13 protein-coding genes and 1 pseudogene are annotated in these 22,160 nt (G+C 31.0%); 9 read left to right on the top strand and 5 right to left on the bottom strand.

From position 1 onward, the window contains the following. Nucleotides 1-320: 320 nt before the first annotated feature. Nucleotides 321-1,598 (top strand): cation:dicarboxylate symporter family transporter, encoded by a 1,278-nt coding sequence (locus HMPREF2561_RS08665; protein WP_017174953.1) that lies wholly within the window; start codon nt 321-323, stop codon nt 1,596-1,598. Nucleotides 1,599-1,725: 127 nt separating this feature from the next. Here the strand turns inward: HMPREF2561_RS08665 and HMPREF2561_RS08660 are convergent, their stop codons facing one another. The 3 genes from HMPREF2561_RS08660 to rsp all read right to left on the bottom strand — a co-directional run bounded on the left by HMPREF2561_RS08660 (nt 1,726) and on the right by rsp (nt 4,827). Continuing rightward, on the bottom strand, nt 1,726-2,079 hold the full coding sequence (locus tag HMPREF2561_RS08660; protein ID WP_002488761.1) for a DUF4889 domain-containing protein: 354 nt from the start codon (nt 2,077-2,079) through the stop codon (nt 1,726-1,728). A gap of 175 nt (nt 2,080-2,254) precedes the next feature. Continuing rightward, nucleotides 2,255-2,677, bottom strand: coding sequence for a pyridoxamine 5'-phosphate oxidase family protein (locus HMPREF2561_RS08655; protein ID WP_002488735.1), 423 nt, complete (start codon nt 2,675-2,677; stop codon nt 2,255-2,257). A gap of 44 nt (nt 2,678-2,721) precedes the next feature. Continuing rightward, nucleotides 2,722-4,827, bottom strand: coding sequence for an AraC family transcriptional regulator Rsp (gene rsp, locus HMPREF2561_RS08650; RefSeq protein WP_049415241.1), 2,106 nt, complete (start codon nt 4,825-4,827; stop codon nt 2,722-2,724). Between the two features lie 1,057 nt (nt 4,828-5,884). Here rsp and HMPREF2561_RS08645 point away from each other — a divergent pair. Continuing rightward, nucleotides 5,885-7,327, top strand: a complete 1,443-nt coding sequence (locus HMPREF2561_RS08645; RefSeq protein ID WP_049414355.1) for a sucrose-specific PTS transporter subunit IIBC — start codon at nt 5,885-5,887, stop codon at nt 7,325-7,327. A 41-nt stretch (nt 7,328-7,368) separates the two neighbouring features. On the opposite strand, the gene HMPREF2561_RS08640 is transcribed toward HMPREF2561_RS08645, so the two are convergent. Then, the gene (locus HMPREF2561_RS08640) at nt 7,369-8,310 is read right to left on the bottom strand and encodes a magnesium transporter CorA family protein (protein ID WP_002454917.1); all 942 of its coding nucleotides are present in this window, start codon (nt 8,308-8,310) and stop codon (nt 7,369-7,371) included. A gap of 24 nt (nt 8,311-8,334) precedes the next feature. Further along, complete coding sequence (locus tag HMPREF2561_RS08635; RefSeq protein ID WP_070468688.1) at nt 8,335-8,958, bottom strand: TetR/AcrR family transcriptional regulator; 624 nt, start codon at nt 8,956-8,958, stop codon at nt 8,335-8,337. A 164-nt stretch (nt 8,959-9,122) separates the two neighbouring features. Between HMPREF2561_RS08635 and HMPREF2561_RS08630 the strand changes: the two genes are divergently transcribed. From HMPREF2561_RS08630 to ebh, 7 genes and pseudogenes are all read left to right on the top strand, one after another. Beyond that, nucleotides 9,123-10,400, top strand: a complete 1,278-nt coding sequence (locus HMPREF2561_RS08630; RefSeq protein WP_070468686.1) for a YhgE/Pip domain-containing protein — start codon at nt 9,123-9,125, stop codon at nt 10,398-10,400. 187 nt (nt 10,401-10,587) lie between these two features. Further along, nucleotides 10,588-10,748, top strand: a pseudogene (locus tag HMPREF2561_RS10635) (MATE family efflux transporter); the annotation flags it as partial. A gap of 153 nt (nt 10,749-10,901) precedes the next feature. Next, nucleotides 10,902-12,149, top strand: a complete 1,248-nt coding sequence (locus HMPREF2561_RS08625) for a copper resistance CopC/CopD family protein (protein WP_002454920.1) — start codon at nt 10,902-10,904, stop codon at nt 12,147-12,149. Nucleotides 12,150-12,165: 16 nt separating this feature from the next. Further along, a complete protein-coding gene (locus HMPREF2561_RS08620; RefSeq protein WP_049415232.1) occupies nt 12,166-12,777 on the top strand; it encodes a YcnI family protein in 612 nt (203 codons plus the stop codon). Between the two features lie 130 nt (nt 12,778-12,907). Continuing rightward, the gene (locus tag HMPREF2561_RS08615) at nt 12,908-13,324 is read left to right on the top strand and encodes a DUF2871 domain-containing protein (RefSeq protein WP_019834838.1); all 417 of its coding nucleotides are present in this window, start codon (nt 12,908-12,910) and stop codon (nt 13,322-13,324) included. Between the two features lie 88 nt (nt 13,325-13,412). Continuing rightward, nucleotides 13,413-13,814, top strand: a complete 402-nt coding sequence (locus HMPREF2561_RS08610; protein WP_049382383.1) for a GNAT family N-acetyltransferase — start codon at nt 13,413-13,415, stop codon at nt 13,812-13,814. A 408-nt stretch (nt 13,815-14,222) separates the two neighbouring features. After that, nucleotides 14,223-22,160: hyperosmolarity resistance protein Ebh (gene ebh / locus HMPREF2561_RS08605; RefSeq protein WP_070468683.1), on the top strand; the 7,938-nt coding region annotated here is incomplete at its 3' end.

Here is a 22,160-nt window from a genome sequence, read left to right as displayed (position 1 = left end):
TTTTTCACTTATCTAGATACTTTATGTCCCAGCCTCTTTTTTAAATGAAATTTTTTGTTAAATGGTAAAGGTAAACGAGTTAGTTAAAAAAGATTTTAGAGTAATGTCATTCATTTATAAACCGCTCTTACATTGAGAAGGTTAAAGATAGTGATTGAATTCCAACATCTATATTCTAAAAATATTCTCACTTTTCTGTTTTTAATTAATTATTTTTGCCAAATTAAATATGTATATTATTTAATAGTTTTTAATTTGTTATATCCGAATTTTGAATAATTTGATATAATTAAGCGATGTCAGAAGAAGGGGGTTTCAACGTGACTCTGTTCAAGAGAAAAGTTAGCCTACCTATGCAAGTATTAATTGCATTAGTGCTAGGTGTAGTAATTGGTTTATTATTATTTGGACAAACAGGTGTTGCAAATTATATTAAACCTTTCGGTGACGTTTTCTTAAATTTAATCAAAATGATCATCATCCCAATTGTATTCTGTTCACTTGCTTTATCTATTTCGAATTTAGGGGATTCGAAAAAAATAGGAAGCTATGGATGGAAATCAATTCTTTATTTCGAAATTATTACAACCATCGCCATCGGTTTAGGTTTAATTATTGGTAATATTTTTAAACCAGGAATTGGATTAGATCCTGATAAGTTACCTAAAGGCGATATTACTAAATATCAATCAACTGCGTCTGCCGCAGAACAATCTACATACGGTAACCACTTTATTGATACAATCGTAAATATTATACCAACTAATATTTTTGAAGCTTTAACTAAGGGTGAGTTATTGCCAATTATTTTCTTCGCAGTATTCTTTGGTTTGGGATTAGCTGCGATTGGAGAAAAAGCTGAACCAGTTAAAGGTTTCTTAAACGGTACATTAGAAGCCGTATTTTGGATGATTAATAAAATCTTAAAATTAGCACCAATTGGTGTATTTGCATTTATTTGTACAACTGTTATGACATTCGGTGCTTCAGCTTTAATTCCATTAGCTAAACTTGTTTTAGTAGTTGTGTTTGCGATGATTTTCTTCATTATTGTTGTTTTGGGTATTGTAGCAAGAATTTGTGGAATTAGTATTTTCTCAATCATTAAAATACTTAAAGATGAATTATTACTTGCATTCTCTACTTCAAGTTCTGAAGCAGTGTTACCAGTAATGATGAATAAAATGGAGAAATTTGGTTCACCAAAAGAAGTGACTTCTTTTGTTATACCAATTGGATATTCGTTTAATTTAGACGGATCAGCCTTATATCAATCTATCGCCGCTTTATTTGTTGCTCAAATGTATGGTATTCACTTATCATTATCTGAACAAATCATTTTAATGGTGACATTAATGGTTGCATCTAAAGGTATGGCAGGTGTGCCAGGAGTATCTATCGTAGTGTTATTAACAACATTGGGGGCAATGGGCTTACCAGCTCAAGGTCTTGCGTTAATTATCGGTGTAGATCGTTTGTTAGACATGGTTCGTACATGTGTGAACGTTATTGGTAATGCATTATCTACAGTAGTTATCTCTAAATGGGAACATGTTTATGATAAAGAAAAAGGTAAGAAATATCTAGAATCAATTTAAAAAAAGAAATCTGACATTTTTAGCGTCGCTTGGATAAGCGATGCTTTTTTATTCAAAAAGAAAAAGCGAGATAACTGATTTTAAATGAATGTTATCTCGCTCTTTATACTGCCTAATATATCAAAAGTTACATGCCTTTCATATCATGCATTTCATGAATTTTCATCATGAGACCATGTGGCACTTCATCATGATTTACTTTTGATACTCTAGAAAATGAATCAGAACCTTTTTCTTTTACTAAAAAGACAAAATCGCCTTTTTTTACTTTTACATTAGTGTTAGAAGGTAATTTAACATTTTTCTCTACTTTTTCAGTTTGTTCATTTACCATTTTATCAATAGTGTGACTATCTTTCATATAGCCATAGTAGGATTCTTTTTGCTGACCATTTAGCATTACAATGACTAAAATAATGCTAACAATTAACATAATTGCAATTAAAAAAATTCCTAACCCTAAACCTTTTTTGTTCTTCATTAAGACTCTCCTTAAATATATTAATTTATTTATACAAAAAATAGAATTAAATTGCAATAAAAGTTTCACAAAAATTCAATTGTACTTCAACTAATATAAATGAAGCATTATAAATAAGCAAAAAAAAGTAGATAGAATTCATGATACATTCTATCTACTCTTATTAACAATCAAATTAAAGATCAATTGTGATTGGTGTATCAATATCATCATCATTCATTAAAGTAATCGTTTTTGGATTTATTTTTAACACACATAAATTAGAATCCTCTTTAGAATCGAAGAATGTTTTGTCTTGTGTTTCCCACAACCAATCAATGACTTTCTGATCTTCTACAATGTCAATACTTGCTTCTATTTCAACAAAACTATTATTTGTTGTTTCATTATATCCTAGTAAAATATATGCTTCTGGATTACTTTGAATTTCTTTTACTTTAGAACTTTCATTGCTTGTTTTTGTATATAAATTAAGACCATCGTTATAGAACACCATATATCTGCTATTCGGTTTATTATTATATGCAGTTGATAATACGCCAATTTTAGAAGTATTTAAAACTTTCTCAATCGCTTGAGTCACTTTTTGTTTGTCCAAACTAATCATCTCCTTATTGTATTTATATCCTTTTAAAATTAAATTTAAACAGATTTGATATAAATATATTTCACTTCATCATGATGCAACGTTATGTTAAATGGATGATTGGTTTCTTCTTGTATAAATAGTTCTGTTTTAGGTTGATTGCATCTATCTAACTGATGAATAATACTTTTTTCAATGTATACAGGTAAATTATCTTGAGACATTAATTGATGAATCGTCCCATGTTCTTTATTTAATGTATTTGCGATGATTAAGCTGTTTTCGTTTAATTTATTTAGTATTTGATAATGCTGTTTACTGTCAGACAAATAGCGATCATTAATTTTATTAAATAAGATAAAATGATAATTTCCATCTTTTTGACTCATTAAGTAATTATTTGAAATATGGATAGGCACATCGATAAATGCTGCAATAAATTGATAAAGATGCATAATTGGAAGTAAACTCCCATGTCGATTAAATAATGCAATAAACATCGGATCATCTTCAAAAAGGTGATAGCAAATACCACCTCCATATTTTAATAGCGCCGTTAAATGACAAACTAAATCTGCTAGTTGAAGTGGATGCCTACCGTCATTTGTATACTTAAAGCAACGTAATGATAAGCTACTATAGACAAATTGGGTCGAAGGTATATTAGAATTCTTTATAAAATGAACGTAGTTTTCGAAATGAGTATTTGCATGAGTAAATCCGCGTTGGTATTCAATTAATATATTTTTCGTATCAATATTTTCAATGTCAACAAAATAGTAATCAAAATTAAGACGCTTCATTGTATCATAGACTTCTTGTAACTTTTCGTACTGATGTAATAATCCTTCCACTAAAACACCATATTTAATCGAACGATTTTTGTTTCTAAGTTTTAAATATGATAGATGAATATCTTGGATAGTCATTGACTTGGTATCAAATACGAGCATAAATCGTACACTTTTTTTATTCCATTTATAATCTTGATTATTTTCTAGAAACGTCATAATTAAATCGTAAAAAGTAGTGAACTCAGATTTATTTTTGATAATGACAGCTAAACTGATATTTTTTTCAAATAATTTTTCGAAGCAGCGATTGAGTAAGTTTCCGTTAATTGAATGTTGATTCATATCACTCATATCATTAATCAAAATGGCTGGTTTAGGTAAATAAGATAAATCGATATCATAATGATCATTAAAAACAAACTGGAATAATTCATTAATATTTTTAAAATGAATAAATGCCTTTGAAGATTGAGTATGTTGAAAGGCTTCTAATTGCTCAAGATCAATGATAGTTGTTTCGGTTGATAATTGTTCAGTTGTTTCAAACTGAGAGATTAATTCAAAATGCTTAGGTTCAATGTCACTCTTCAGTCGTATCGCAGATATAGGATCAGAATGATTCAGTTGAGAACGAAATTGTTTTGGACTTAAATTAAGATAATTTTTAAATTGATTAGTAAAATTGGTATGACTACTAAAACCGGATTGTTCAGAAATACTTGTAATAGAGTCATTTGTACAAATGAGTAATCTAATAGCATGATTAATTTTCAAACTTGTATAATAATCTTTAAAATTAATATTCAATATACGTACAAATAAATTTGAACAATATGACTCAGAAATAAGTACATGTGCTGCAATATCTTGTAGAGAAATATTGGAAGTGATGTGATCATGAATGAATGTAAGTATATTAATTAAGATGTGCTGTTCAACAGGAATCTTTGGAATATATATATGAGGATGTCTAATAACTGCTTCTTTATAAAAAGTTTGTATGATCTTTGGAATAACTTTGTCATCATGATGAGATGTGTTGTACATATGTTCTATATTATTTAAAATGATTGATTTGATAAAATGACTTGATTGTAAGAGATGTGCATCAAAGTGGCAATTAAAAAAAGCAGCGTCTTCAAGATAAAAGTAAGCCATTGGTATTTTGAGCTCAATCAGATTTCTTCCTTTATTAATTTGATATAAATCACCTTGATTAATGATTGCAATATGATTTGATAATGGGTGATACTTTCCATTGATTGTCATTTCTAATTCATTAGTTAAAGAAAATAATATAAGCACATGGTTGATGTTTCTCCTAGGCATAGAAGTAATATTTTCATGTAAAAAAAGAGTACTGCTCATAAATAAGTCTCCTCATCTAGTATAGTATTTGTAAGCGGGGATTTAGGTCTGTTTGAATAATAAGAGTTATTATATATGAAAATAAAAGAGATATTAATAGTTAAAAATAAAAAAATTTCGTTTATTTTTAAGTGAAAACGTTAACAATTTTATAGATGCACAATATTATTATTTTTTTTAGAATGTCGCATGAGACTATTGAAAATTTTTAGTAGGTCAATGAAACGAATTTAAATGCATAATAAATATAGATTTTGAGTGAAGAGATATAAGCTATTAAACAATGATTCACTTGAAATTAAAAATGACTAATTCTGTACATACATCACGATACAACATCATTTGAATATATAGCATCAAGAATGAATTTACTTATATATTTGATATGAGTCCCATATATTTAAAATCACTATTTAAATGTATATCAAGACACAACATCTTAGAGCATTAGCAACCGATATACAATAGTTTAATGAAACGAACGATTACGGTATTTTAAATAGAGAAAATGACATCACTCCGTAGAGTAAGCAACTTAGAATAAAAGATGCATGCAAATATAAAAGGTATTAACAGTAGCTAACTATTATATTTAGAATCATTATAACTCCCCAAAAATTTCTATTTAATGTGTAACAATTTTACATCATAACATCTAAATATACTTTTACTTAATTAAACATCACGAAACATATTCAAAGTTAAGAATGTCAGAATTAGTATTAAAAAAACCTGGGACAACATGCGTTGTCCCAGGTTTTTTGATGTATTAGCAAGTAGTAATTAAATTGAAAATACAGTAGATCAAGTTTTAAACTCTAGTAGAGGCGCTCTAGTACAAAGATGTTCATAAAGAAACTAATATCCAACACAAAGTGAGGTTAAATTGTAGAAGTGAGACATTGAATTTTATTTTACTTTCACCTTTTAATTAAATTAAAATATAAATTAAAATTAATTATATAAAATATTTATAAGATATTGCTTTGTTTTTTGGAACCGATTACAATTATATAATGAATATTAAAATGAGTTTCATATATAGGAGGTTAGTAGAATGAGCTATAAGAAATCGGCTGAAGATATATTAGAAGCGATAGGCGGAGAAGATAACTTAGATGCTATGGCCCATTGTGCCACAAGATTAAGACTTGTATTAAAAGATGAAAGTATTATAGATGAAAAAAAGTTATCTGAAATGGATGTAGTTAAAGGAACCTTTTCTACAGGAGGACAATATCAAATTATTATCGGCTCAGGAACAGTCAATAAAGTATTTGCAGAGTTAGAAAAAATAACAGGAAAAGAGCCATCAACAACTGCTGATGTAAAAGACAAATCGTCGAAGCATATGAATCCTTTACAACGTTTTGTTAAGATGTTGTCAGATATATTCGTACCAATTATACCAGCCATCGTTGCCGGTGGATTATTAATGGGTATTAATAATCTACTTACAGCGCCAGATTTATTCTATCATCATAAATCATTTATAGATGTTCATAGTCAATTCGCTGGATTAGCAGATATGATTAATGTTTTTGCTAATGCACCGTTTACACTATTACCTATTTTAATTGGCTTTAGTGCAGCGAAACGATTCGGCGGCAATCCATTTTTAGGTGCAGCGTTAGGAATGATTTTAGTACATCCTTCATTAATGAGTGCATATGATTTTCCTAAAGCAGTTGAAGCGGGTAAGGCTATTCCACATTGGGATTTATTTGGATTACATATTAATCAAGTTGGATATCAAGGACAAGTGTTACCTATGCTTGTGGCAGCCTATATCTTAGCAACTATTGAAAAAGGATTACGTAAAATCATTCCTACTGTATTGGATAATTTATTAACGCCTTTACTTGCAATATTGAGTACAGCATTCTTAACTTTCTTATTTGTAGGACCTATCACTAGACAGCTTGGTTATTGGTTATCAGATGGTTTAACATGGTTATATGAATTTGGAGGTGCAATTGGTGGATTTATCTTTGGATTATTTTATGCTCCAATTGTGATTACTGGTATGCACCATAGTTTTATTGCAGTAGAAACAACTTTAATTGCAGATCAAGCAAAAACAGGTGGATCATTTATTTTCCCAATCGCTACAATGTCAAATGTAGCACAAGGTGGGGCAGCGCTTGCTGCTTTCTTAATTATTAAAAATAATAAGAAACTTAAAGGTGTGGCTTCAGCAGCTGGTATCTCAGCTCTTTTAGGTATTACTGAACCCGCTTTATTTGGAGTTAACTTAAAATTAAGATATCCATTTATTGGTGCAATAACAGGTTCAGCTATAGGCTCAGCCTACATTTCGTTTTTCAAAGTTAAAGCCATTGCTTTAGGTACTGCAGGATTACCTGGATTTATTTCAATTAACCCAGCTCATGCTGGTTGGCTTCATTATTTCATAGGTATGTTTATTGCGTTTATAATTGCCGTGATTGTCACTTTAGTTTTATCACGAAGAAAAGCTTACAAAGCTGCAGCAGAATAAAAAAGTAACTCTTGCGATATATTGCAAGGGTTACTTTTTTATTAAAGTTTTTGCTTACGCCATAAGAAAATACTTACAATAGTGACTAATATCAAAGAGATTCCTACAATAACCAGCCACGAAACGTAACTCTTATCATCAATAGGTAATGGAACGTTCATACCAAAGAAACTAAAGACAAGTGTAGGTAGTGTTAGTAATACCGTAAAAAGCGTTAATGTCTTCATAATATTGTTCATTTCATTTGAAAGTAATGAAGAATACGATGACGTGATACTTTCTAAAATACCTGTGTATAATTCAGTTGTTTCAATCGCTTGGTTATTTTCAATGACTAAGTCTTCTAATAAATCCTCATCTTCTTCAAAACGTTTAATTGCAGGCAAACGGAATAATTTTTTAATAATCGTATCATTCCCTTTTAAAGCTGCTAAAAAGTAAACCAAACTTTTTTCTACTTCCATTAAACGATAAAGTTGTTTATTCGTAATACTATTTTTCAAATCTCTTTCAATACGGATTCTTGATTTATTTAAAAGACGCAAATTTCTGTTATAGTGATTTGAAATCGTAAGTAAAATATCTAAAGCAAAGCGACTATGAAATTTTAAATTTACGTTATCTTGTCTTGAATAATTTTCAAGAAATTCATTTTCAGCATCACAAATTGTAAAAATCACACCATTTCCAATCACAATACCTAGAGGAATGGTAACAAATGAGAGAACATGACGATTCGTAGAACTTACAATAGGCAAGTCGACAATAATAAGAGAATAGCCAGTATCTTCATCATATTCAATACGTGCACTTTCATCTGCATCAAGAGGATCACGAATAAAATCTTCTGGCAGATTGTACTGTTCAATTAATTGCTCAATTTCTTCTCTATCAGGTTCGACAACATTTATCCATGATGCAGATTGGTTTATATTTGTTTCAACTATTTCATTAGTAGTTGAGTGTTTATATGCAGTCAACATAATCGATAGTTCCTTTCTTAGTCTTTATTTCGCTGTGTCAATATTTAAAGTTTTATATTGATGCTGAACCATGATTCTTAAAGGTCCATTATAAATCATTTTAAAAATATGATTGGTTAAATCTTCAACTGAAAGACGGTGGGGATCATTCACCCAAAATTTAACAGTAGATATTGCTGCACCAGCAACATAACTATGAAAATATTTTTCTGGTATACCTTCAATCTCATGATTTGTACTAATATATTTTTGCATATTTTCTCCGATTAAGGAATAAATTTTTGCTTCAAGTTTTGATTTCCTATCTAATTGTAAGATCGTTTGATAAAAAGTAATATTATCTGAAATATGTTGAAGCATATTTTTTAAAATAATATTAATAAAATTTTTAGCAGTATCTTCTGGATCTTTTCCCATAATATTATGAAGATGATTTAAGAACGTCATTTGAGAAATAAATTCATCTTCCATATCTGACAATAATAAATATTTATCTTCATAATGTAAATAAAAGGTACCTCTATTAATATCTGCACGATCTGCAATATCTTGAATTGTAATTTTTTCTAATTCCTTTTCATTTAATAATTCGATAAATGAAGACTTAATTGCTGACCTCGTCTTACGAACTCTCCGATCTTCTTTCATTCTGCATCAATCCTTTATAATTAATTAACAATATTAGTCATAATGTTCATTAATTAACGATATGATCATTATTGATTATTGTATTGAAGTGATAACCTCATTATAATTTACAACGTATTAAATATTCAACGCTTTGTTCAATAAATAAAGGGAGGTAAGTAGAAATGAATATTTTTAAAAGTAAATTACTATGGTTCGCACCAATTGCAGCTATTTTATTATTAGTGATATTCTCTTTAGCATTTTATCCTGCATTCAACCCAAAACCAAAACAAATACCGATTGCAGTAGTAAATAATGACAAAGGTATAGATATCCAAGGTAATAAAGTAAATATTGGTAAAACAATTGAAGATAAATTAATGGATAGTGATTCTGATACTGTTAAATGGATTAAAGTAGATAAAGAATCAGATATAAAAAAAGGGCTTAATGATCATGAATATTACGGCGCAGCTATTTTTAATAAAAATTTTTCAAAAAATGCAATGAGTAAAACGCAAAAAGTCATGATAGATAGTAAAAAAGCAGAAATGAAAGAAAAAGTAGCATCTGGAGAAATTCCTCCAGCAGCCATTCAACAAACGAAACAAAAAATGGGAAATCAAAACGTTGATGTTAAGAAAGCGACTTTTAAAACTGTAGTAAATAAAGGGGCAAATATGCAAGCTGCTACGATTACAAGTAATGTTTTAAAAGGTATGGGAGATAACTTAAATAAGCAAATTACAAATCAAAGTCTTCATACATTAGAAAAACAAAACGTACAAGTTAATGCAGCAGATATCGCAGGCATTACAAATCCTGTAAAAATAGATACAAAAGAAATTAATAAAGTAAAAGATCATCAAGGTGGAGGCAATGCTCCATTCCTAATGTTTATGCCAGTTTGGATGAGTTCACTTGTAACATCAGTATTATTATTCTTTGCTTTCAGAACAAGTAATAATTTCAAAATTCAACATAGAATGATTGCTTCATTTGGACAAATGCTTTTAGCTATGATTACAGCATTTGTTGCAAGTTTTGCGTACGTGTACTTCATGCAAAGTGTGTTAGGATTTGATTTTAATCATACAAATCGTGTCGCACTATTCTTAACCATTTCAATTTTAGGATTTATTGGTTTAATTTTAGGTGTTATGGTTTGGTTAGGCATGAAAGCTATTCCAATCTTTGTTATTTTAATGTTCTTTAGTATGCAACTTGTTACTTTACCAAAAGAAATGCTTCCTAAAGGATATCAAGGATGGATTTATAACATTGACCCATTTACACATTATACAAATACTTTACGTGAAATTATCTATATGAATCATGGTATCGAGATGAATTCAACAATCTGGATGATGGTAGGATTTATTTTATTTGGGGGCATTTCAAGTTTAGTTTCAGCAATCGTTAGAAAACATAGTACAAAACGTACTGAAGTACCTTCATAATAGCCAACCTCAACATAGCTTAATTAACTATGTTGAGAGTTTTTTATTTAAAAAAATATGAATAAAAAGCAGTTGATTATTTGAAAAAAGGTGTATTATATTATTTAGATATCTAACTAAATGAGATAGGCACAAATAGAATATAATTATTAATATTGAGTTAGTGTGTTAGCATATGAAACGAAACATTATCCTAGTACTATTTATATTAAATGCGTTGTTTGGTTTAACAGGGGTTGTATGGTCATTATTAATCGCTGAAACACTTTGTTCACTATTAGCAATGTTTATTGTATATGTTTAAAACACAAGTTAACTGTGGACACTCAAGTGTTAGTAGAAGAATAAAATAATTTGATATTAAAGCGAGCTATAAGGGAGGAGATTTCTTATTTAGCTCGCTTTAAATTTATATAAACGATGACATATGATAATAATTATTGTTAAATAAGTTATATTACTTTATTATTGTTAAATGAGTATTTTTATAGGAGGACGTCAATGGTCATTTTAAAGCGAAGTTCTAAAGTAGCTATAGCGTTATTGATGATGTTCCTATTTTTATTCGTGCCGAGTATGACAAAAATAGCTTCTGCGCACGCTACTTTAGAAAAAACAACCCCAGCACAAAACGGTATCGTATCAAAACAACCAGATACAATCGAATTAACATTTAATGAGCCAGTAAATGCCGAATATTCAGGGATAACAATATATAATGATAAAGGAAAGAAAGTTGCTGATGTTAAACCGAGTACAATAGGACATTCAGATACTTTATCTTTCTCAGGCAAGCAATTAAAAGAAGGTACACAACAAATTAAATGGCATACTGTATCTGCTGATGGTCATGAAATTAGTGATCAATTTGAATTTTCAGTTGGTAAAAAAACAGCCAATGGTGTAGATACTACTCCTGTTGCATATGAAACGCCTGCATTTTGGTTTGGTGTGTTTAGATATATCGCTGAAGGCGCAACAATTATTTTAGTTGGTTTATATTGGTTAAACGGTATTGCACGTAGAAATAATTTATCAACATTTGATATTTTCCCTAGACATGTCGCTGTATCATTGATCATGATGATGGCATATATTATGTCACTTGTACTTTATCTGATGACTCTATCATCTGATATTTTGGATTCAGTTTTAACATTTAATCCAAGTGTCTTAATTCAATTCCCATATATACTGAGCGCTGTTGCTTTAATTATTTTAAGTGGATTATTTGTATTAAGAAATATGGAACGAACATGGTATTGGGCTATTTCGATAATTATGATTTTAGCTTTAAGTATGTCAGGACATGCTTGGTCTCAAAGTGCACCTGTTTGGTCAATTATACTTAGAACATTACACTTAGCTGGTATCAGTTTATGGCTAGGCGCATTAATTTATTTGTTTTCTTCAGTATTTACTAAAAAACGAGATGCAGTTGATTTATTGCGAGAAATCTTATTTAAAGTGAATGGAGCTGCTGTTGCAGTTATCATTATTACTGGTATATTAATGTCGATTGATGAAACTAAAATTTTATCAATATGGTCTAATATGCAAACGTGGACAATATTATTAATAATTAAAATCGTAGGAACATTAATGATGATGGCTTTAGGCTTTATGCAAACAACGCGCGCCTTAAACAAACGTTATAGAATTAATAAAGTCTCTTTAATCGTAGAAGTTTCTATTGGTATTATTTTAATACTTGTTGGTGTTATTATGAGTCAAATTAATATTCCATAAAAGGAGATTGTAAAATATGTTTAAAAAATTATTTGCTTCAGGTTTAGTGTTCTTCTTTTCACTAGGTTTATTTAAATATGCTGATGCACATGTGACGATAAATCCAAAAGCAGTTGAACCTGGATCTTATGAAAAAGTGGATGTTCGAGTACCTGTTGAACAAAAAGATCATACTGAAAAAATCGAATTAGATATTCCAAAAGAAGTACAAGTGTCAAATATTCAACCCGTAGAAGGGTATAAATATAGTTTAGATAAAGACAAAAAAGGTAATATCACAAAAATCACCTGGAAAGCGAAAGATAAAGGCATTGGTCCTAATGAATTTATCGAATTCCCACTTCTTGTAGAAAGTCCTAAAGAAGAAGGCACATATTCATTTAAAGCTGTGCAGACATACGATAATAAAGATAAGGTAAAATGGACGGGTAAAGCGAATAGTGAACATCCTGCTCCAACATTGGAAGTGGAAAAAAATGCAAATGTTGTAACTGTTAAAGAAGACAACGCTAAAAAAGATGAAAGAAGTCAATCATCTTCAGGTGGTTCTATCGCATTGTGGATTATTTCACTTGTTGCCATTATTTTATCTTTAGTTGCATTATTTAAACATGCAAGAAATAAATAAGACATATAATAAAGTGACTTCTAGTGCTTGCTAGAGGTCATTTTTTCGTAACATGATTTGATTACAAAATTTTGTCACTTTAAAGACGAAGATAATCGATTATAATAATTGAAGTAAGGGAGGATTTTTTATGCGCAGATTATTATATGCTTTTTTAGTCTATATGATTATTGGACTTGTAAGTGGATTTTACTACAGAGAGTTAACGAAAGCACATGATTTTACGGGCGATACGCAACTAGCTCTTGTTCACACACATACATTAATATTAGGTATGTTTATGTTTTTAATTTTACTTCCGCTTGAAAAAGTATTTAAGTTAAGTAGTTATTATTTATTTAATTGGTTCTTCATTGTATACAATATCGGTGTTATTGTTACTGTGGGAATGATGCTGACAAAAGGTACTTACCAAGTCACTGGAAAAAGTTTTTCACCAGAAGCATTTGCTGGATTTGCAGGTATCGGTCATACAGGAATGCTTGCTGGCTTATTATTACTTTTCTTTTTACTAAGACAAGCCATTTTAAAAGAACAAAGAGATTAAAATAATAATTTGAGACACAATAGATTTAAACCTATTGTGTCTTTTTTTATAATTAAGCATAAAGAGACTACAAGAGGAGGACGTCTTAATGATTCATTATTCAAATCATCCGCCAAATGTTAAAGATTATTGTGAATTAAGAGTAAAAGCGGGCATGAGTCCTAAATCAGAAACAGCAGCACAAAAAGGATTACCCCATGCATGCTTTAATATTACTATTTATGAAGAATCAACATTGATTGGGATGGGTAGAGTCATTGGAGATGGGGGAACTGCATTTCAGATTATAGATATTGCTGTGCATCCATATTATCAAGGACAAGGTTTTGGGAAAGAAATCTTAAAACAAGTGATGGCATTTATTGAAAATCATGCAGAAAAAGGGACATATGTCAGTCTGATTGCAGATTATCCAGCTGATCAATTATATAAGAAGTTTGGATTTCAATCTACCGAGCCAAAATCTGGTGGAATGTTTAAAAAATATTAAAGAAAATAGATGAGATTAAATTAAATTTCTTTTAAGTTCGTTATTTTATGTCTAGATTACGCTTTACGTAAATATTCTAAATAAAAATCTCTAGGTGATGGCTTCTAGATTAAAAAATATAAGTGAATTTTTAATTTTTAATAAGCTAAATAAATTCTAAAACAATTATTTGAAGTGCATCTAGTATATAAGTTAAATATATTATTTAATAAAATATTCATAAAATAATATACACATATAAAATGAATGATGATAATATATAAATGAACAAATACACCTATTGTTCAGTACAATATAGTAAATGATTGTGAAACATTGAGTTATAATATAGTTTTTAAATAAAAATGTTTCATCATTTACACCTAGACAGCTAAGAATAAACATCAAGAATAGGAGTGAATAATCACTGTGAATTATCGAGAAAAATTACAGAAGTTTAGTATCCGCAAATATACAGTCGGTGCTTTTTCAACTGTTATTGCGACATTAATTTTCTTAGGTTCACCTCAAGCACACGCCAGTGAACAACTACAAAAAGATGGACAAGTGATTCAAGCAAAAGCTAGAGAACAAGAACAAACTTCAAATGAGACAAGTAACAAGCAAGTTCAATCTAACACAGAACCTAAAGCTTCACCTGTATCTGAGAGTCAAAAAGGAAACAATGAAACTTTAAATAAAGTTCAGAATGCAGATACATTAACAAATGATTTAACATCGTTTTCATCTCAAAACGAAAATAAAGATACATCTCATACAACAACAGATTTAAAAGAAAACAATGAAGCTAAATCTCAACTAAATAAATTAGATGATATAAATGTAACCGAGGTGAATGAAGGACATAATCATGACAACCGTAATCGTACTCGTTACGAAGATAGAGAAGCATCAGATGATACTCTAGTATCTTCGACTTCAACAACAATTGATGGTGATAAACTTCAAGCAGCGTATGACCATTCTTACGAGGAATATCGAAAAATTGATAGAGAACAAGCTGACACTACAAAAGTTGCTCAAATTAAAGCGACGTTCAATAAAGTTAATCATTTCTTTAGTGAAAATAATAATTCAAATCAAACATTAATTAATGAATTGTATAAGGAACTAGAGCAAGCTAATGCATTAATTGAATCACTGCCACAACGACAAGTAAGAACTATTAGTACAAGAGCAAATAGAGAAGCACGTGCTGTAAGATCAAGTAGACGTCCTGTACGTGGACAAGGTGGGACGAGACCCCCTAGCAATACTGCTAATACTTATACACCGCCAGTAGTTCATAACTCTAGACCAAAACCTGGCTCAAAAGTAAAAAAGAATTCAGATTTGTATAATAATGCTAAAAAAGAATGGTATGTAGAAAATGAAAATGATGGTTCCGGTTATTGGTCAGGAACGTTTTTACATGCAACGAATAAAAGTGCACCATATTACGCTACACGTTCTCATTATCGAAATATGAGTCCATCTAGTGTTAGAGGTATTGCAGAAATTTCATCAATTAGACAAAATGATGGATATTTATGGACGATTAATTTTAATAAGTATCATATTAAACGTAATGGCATGGTATTTTGGTTTGGTTTACCTAAAGGTCAAACGCCAACGGGACCAGTACGTTTTACTACCACAGATGTAAATGGTCATGAAACATCATCATCTGGTACTGGAGACGGTAGAGATCAAGCATTATCAAGAATGTGGGATTCTGCTGGTGGTATTACTTCTAGTGTATATAATTTCAGACAAGGAAATCCTTTGAATAGAAGTGAGTTCTATAACGATTCAGTTAATCATATTTATAATTTAGGGGATTTTGCACGTGGTAATGAAAATCAACCATTTACATTCTTTGAAAGAGAAGGTGTTCTAAATAAAATTAAAGTAGCTGGAGACGATATTTATCGTTATTTAACTGGGCAAGTAGATCATAATCAAGGTATTGATCATATCTATGCATTTCAAGCTAGAGGAACAGATAGTTATACCATTCAATTTAAAACGTCTGGTAGCTCACAAGATAGATTATATTATGCAGCAGGTGGTAGAGGGATTGAATTTAATGAAATCAACAACTATAACCAATTATATTTAGAGCCGCTAGAACAGTATAATGATCGTAAAACTAAAATTGTAGATGTTATCGATCGCGTACTGCATATTGACCATGTTGAATCAGCTTATGATGTGCCAGAGCGTAGAATAATGAAAAAACATTACTTAGATGGCGATTTCGCTACACACGAATATGCTGAAGATGTTTCAAGTTATCTAAGTAACCCTAGTGATCATGTAATGGGTTTATTCCCTAGAGTGCCTACTGATCGTTATAGAGGTAATTTTGGTGTAAATCCGCTTAACTCTTATGAAATTCATGAAATGTTTTCTGAAGAAAAATTAAAAGAGGCTGCGAGAACAGGAAGACCAATTGAAATTTTTGTTGGGTTTAATGTAAGTGATGCATACCATAATGGTGAAACAATCAAAAAAGTAAATTTATTTGTCAAACCAAAGTTAGAACAATCTATTGGATTCTATTCAGATAATGCACCCGATAATAAAGAGAATTCACCTGAATCACAAGCTGCACATCATGCTGTCTTTTTACAACAAGAAGGTCAAATGCTTAATACAGTGACTAATGGTAATAGTAAGGATTATCATCAAAATATTCGGATTCAATTTAAAAGTAACGAGTCTGCAAATGTATGGGAAATCTCTGGATATCCACCCTCTCTACGAATTGAAGATGCAGTAGATAGACCCAATACAGAACTTGAGAAAAATAAAGTATTGGTTGGTCAATTGCCACCAGGACGCCATGTGATGACAGCGAGAATTGGTAATGAAACTAAAATCTTTGAAGTCATTGCCAAACCCAATCCGCCAGTTATTTCAACACTTGCGGCACAATTAGGACAAAAAGGTGGTAAAAAACCAACTATTACAGTGACACATGTACCACAAGATGAGAGAGCAAAAGTACGTTTAGTTTCAGGTGGTACAGATGGTGCAGGTCCTGGCACATCACCTTTAGGCTATACTGTACTCGCAGAAAAGATGGCAAACTTAGATGGCACGGTGACATTTGAAGAAAGTGATTATACTAATCCTTTACCTAATAATGGGGTTATTAGAGCAATTACATACTATGAAGATCCAGTGCAATCCAACTTTAGTAATTCGATTAATGTAGGACTAGATACTACACCGCCAACTTTTGGTGACGTAAGAGGCCTTCAAGATAAATATTATCGTGGAGATAACGTTAATATTTCAATTCCTGTTTCTGACAATGCATATGGTTCAGGTGTGGAAGATGCATCTATCACTGAAAATAGTGGTTTACAAGCAGTATTTAATAGAGATACTTCTGGAGACGCAGGTACTTTAGTGATTACTGGAACGATTTCTAATAATGCAACATGGAACAGTGATATTCTTGTTCAACCTGTAACACATGATAGAGCAGGTAATAATACTAATGTAAGTCCATATCATCTTCATATTGGAAAGTTATCAGATGATAAACCAGTTCAGTTATTTAGCCAGCAAGAATTGAAAACAGTGGGTAATCCTAATAGTATTTCGCAAAGCGAAAGAAATGATATCATTAACTCGCTTAAAGCTAAAAATAGTAGTTTGACATCATTTTTAAGTACACTTAACCCGTATATGGTTGGTAATGATGGTAGAGTAGTCTTGACATTTAAAGATGGTTCGACTCGTATCATTGATCCGACTCAAGTGATTACATATAGACCACAACGTAAATCAATATATACTGAGCCAGGTAGTTCAAATACAAAAGAAGCATTTATTACAATTGCTAAAGGTCAAGAGTATACAATTGGACCTGATTTAAGAAAATATTTCTCATTAAGTAATGGACAAGATATTCCTAATAATGCATTTACAACTATTAATGGTAGTTCAATACCATCAGCTCAAGCAATGAGTCGTCTAAATGCAGGTGTTTATACTTATAACGTAGATGCATTAAATGCTTACAACCATAGTTCAGAACGTTTGACAATTAAAGTTAACGTAGTTGATGTCAATACATTAGCAGAAAATCAACGTGTTTACCGTTCAACAACTAAAAATTTAAGTAATGATGAAATTACACAAGTTAGAAATGCCTTTAAAGCTGCTAATCCGCAATTAAATCTAAATGATAGTGATATCAGAATTGAAAACGATGAACCTTTAAGTAATCATCCAAGTCGTGTAAGAGTGACGATGACTAAAGGTGAATTAACAAAACAATTCATTTCAACATTTGATCATATGGATTTCTTAAAATGGATAAATTTACGTAATGATTATACTGTGACTTGGACAAGTCAAAAACTTAATGGAAGAAGCACAGATGGTGGATTTGAGTGGTCTCCAGATGGTAAAACAATAATTTATCGTTATGATGCAACGATTGGAAGAAGAATAACAGGCAATGACGTATTATCACTTTTAAGAGCAACGCCTAAACATGCAGGGTTGAGAAACCATATAGAAGGTCAAGAGAAAATATTAGCAGAATCAGGCTCAGCTCGTGGATTTAAACCTGTAGGATATTCTAAAGGGAATAGTATATATTCGGATGGAGAACATCCATTTACATATGATGGTCAACCTATTCAAGTATTAGACATAGTTGACAGCAATACTGGATATAGCAACTCTGCCGTTGCACGCAGTGACTATAGACATACAAGCAGCAATTCAACAGTGATGAGTGGTGATATTCCAGCCATGAATGGCGCTGCTGGTTTCCATTTAGATAAAGTGCTTAAACAAAATGGTACTGATAATGGAATTATGGGTGCGGTAGATAAACAACAATTGTATTTAACGCCTTATGGTGCAAAAAGCTATATTGAACGCCTTGGACAATCAATGTCATCAACAGACAATGTGATTAATATCGTATTTGTACCAACTGATAAAGTAACGCCAAATATTGTATTAGATAATTATAATGATCATGTTGTATTTTCAGGAGAAACTTTCAGAAATACACTTACATTAACTGATAACTTTGGTATTAAAAATGTTACTGTACCTAATGACAGTCAAATACCTATGAATGTATTAAATCATTCAACATTAAGTGGTGTTGCCCCTAATGTATCTACCCCAATGTCTAAACAAGTGAAAGTTAAAGTAACAGATGGTAGTGATAACGAAACAACGGCTGTATTTAATGTATTAATCAAACCATTAAAAGATAAATATAGTGTCATGACAACTGCTGATGAGTCGCATCCAATACGTATAGCGAATATTAGTAACAATGCAAGTTTATCTGAGACAGATAGACAAGCTATTTTTAACAGTTTAGATATTTCGAAATCAATTACCAATAGAAATTACGTTACAGAGGGCAGTAATGAAATAAGAAGTAGAGAAATTAGTAATGTTCATCGTTCAGGTAATAATGCAAATGTTGAAGTGACTATCACTTATGCAGATAATTCAAGAACATCCATTACTGTACCAGTAAAACATGTCATTCCTAATATCAGAGGAATAGAATTATTTACAGTACAAGGTCAGCCATTCCCAAGTGGTAAAGGAACAAATAATAATGACTTCTTCGTTATAAACAATGATCAACCTTTGACAGATGCTACTGTGACTTGGATTGGTAATGGACCAGATATTAACTCTACAACAGTAGGTGTCCCACAAATTTTAAGAGCAAACATCTTATTTGATGGTGAAACAACACCCATTGAAAAAGAAGCACACTATAGAGTAGTTAAAGCGAAACCAAAAAGAGTATATCAAACAACAATAAATGGTAATTTCTTATCTGCAAATGAAGGCTCGTCATCTAATGTAGGAGCATTTGTAGAAGGTATTGCAAATTATTTACCATCGGGTACGAACTTCGATTGGGCACCTGGTTCTGGACGACCTTTATCAAATAGTCCAGGTGTTTTCACAGAAACAATTAATGTGATATATCCTAACGGTCAAGTAGACCCAGTTAATGTATTGTTTAAAGTGAAACCAACTACGCCTTCAATTGATGCTTTAAGTACAAAATATAAAGCTGATTTATCTGGACAATCTATTAAAGTAAATAATGTTCCACATAATGCACAGGTTAAACTATATACTGAAGATGGTAGAGAAATGAGTAATACAACTATGACTAGAAATCGTGATGGTTCAGTGTCTATTACAATTCCAGGAGTATTACCACTTGGTAATATTAAAGCTAAATCAATTATCACGGTTGATCATGTAACGATTACTGAACAAAATAATAGTGGTTCTGTTGTGAACTCAACACGTTCAGAATCAATAGAATCAGATTTAAGTGCATCTTCACCTGTAACAAAACAACTTGAAGCGGTAGACGGCGGATTAAAATTTGTTAAAGGGGACAACATTGATTTAAATAATCCTAGAACTTACATTAAATCTAATTCAGATATCATACGAGTAGAATGGGAACAGAATGCTAATCAATGGAAAAACACAATTGGTACTACAACTAAACGCGCCATTGTCACATTGAGTAATGGAGAAACGAGAACAGTTTCTATTCCAGTAACCATTTATGCACCAGCCACTGCTAAAGCACCACAACGTGATGTGGTCGGTCACGCGTTAACTTATGGCGATGACGCAGCAAATTATGTGACATTTGAAAATAATTATATGAATGGGGCTACAGTGACTTGGAAAAATAATAATGCTCCAAGTAATAATATTGCTGGCGTTCAAAGCTTAACTGCTGAAGTAAGGTATAACGGTATTAATCACGTATATAATGTCCCAGTAAAAGTATATGAATATAAATATAAATTTAAAAAATCAGAGTATAGTACGATTGTAGGAACAAGTTTTGAAGGAAATGGAAATATTAATAATTATGTAGCATTAGAAAATGCGAATGGTTTACCTACAGATGGTTTCCATTTTGTTTGGACTCAAAACACCACAGCTTCTCATAGCGACCAATGGTCAAATTTAGCACATCCAAATCAAGCTTTTAAAAAAGAAGCGAGATTTGAAGTATTAGATAACCAAAACCACGTATTCTTTACTTCTGATCCAGCAATATTTAAAGTGACAAATGCAGTTCCAAATCCAGCAACTGTTACACAAAATGATGTTGGTGATGTAGTCATTTCACCAGGGGTAGGTAAAAACTTAGGCGTTAATGCTGGAAATATAATTGTAAATCCAGATAGAATTACTGTTAAAAAAGGAAATCAAGTTATTGGTACATTTGTCAAAAATAATACAGGCAAATGGGCAAAAGCTAGTGATTCTATAAACACACCTGGTTTATCAGTTTCTCCAGATGGTAATGAAATTATTTATGACAAAATGTCAGTTCCAAATGATACATTGATTAACACCGAATCAACGACAGGTAATGGAGAATTGACAAGTGAAGCTGCTACAAGTGCAACTTATAAAGTTAAGCCAGCAACACCATCTAACACAACATTTGCATTTAAACAAAATGGTGAGTTCGAAGTTATTCCAAACAATGCTAATACATCAACAACAAAAAATCCTACAGATAAAGTTAAAATTAGCTATGTTGAAAAAATGGGTAATAGTGCAGAACAATCTAGAGAATTAATTGTAACTAAAAATAATCAAAATCGATGGTCGATGAATAATCAGCCAGATTATGTGATATTTGATTCTATAACAGGTAAAGTGACATTTAAAGCTAATTCTTTAAAACCACATGTACTGATTAATACAGAATCTATTGCTGGAAATGATGATAATTTTAGCCATAATACTGTTGGAGTTGTGGGACCTGATCATCATGATGTTATCATTCATGAGATAGTCAAAGAACCTGGGGAAAGAGTTAGTAATGAGGAACTTAATAATGCAATTAGTGTAGATAATAAAGATCATGCTAATGTAAACGAAGGAGTAAGTTTACCTACAAATTTACAGAGTGATACAACGCAAGCAGTACCAACACGTATTACTTATAGAGATGGAAGTATAGAAATTGTAAATGTACCAATTAGAACCCATGCAGATAAATCGAGTATTAGAAATACTTTACCTAAACTTGACGCACAAGGAGACACTAATGGTAAAACACCATCAAGTGTGAGTGCATATAATAATGAAATGCAGCATTTACATGATGAAATTGAAGCAGTTCGAAGAAAAGCTAATGAAGTGTTATCAAATGATAGAGCAACAAATACTGATGTTGCAAATGTGACAAATAATATTAATGATGTCTCATTGAAAATTCAACATGCAATTTCATTACTACAAAATAAAGCAGATAATAGTGCTTTAGTTGAAGCAAAACGTCAACTTGATGAAGCAACGGCAGAA

Source organism: Staphylococcus sp. HMSC069E10 (assembly GCF_001809205.1).
GTDB classification, from domain to species: domain Bacteria; phylum Bacillota; class Bacilli; order Staphylococcales; family Staphylococcaceae; genus Staphylococcus; species Staphylococcus hominis.
The sequence above is the reverse complement of the archived record's forward strand: the minus strand, read 5'-3'. Positions and strand labels throughout refer to the sequence as shown.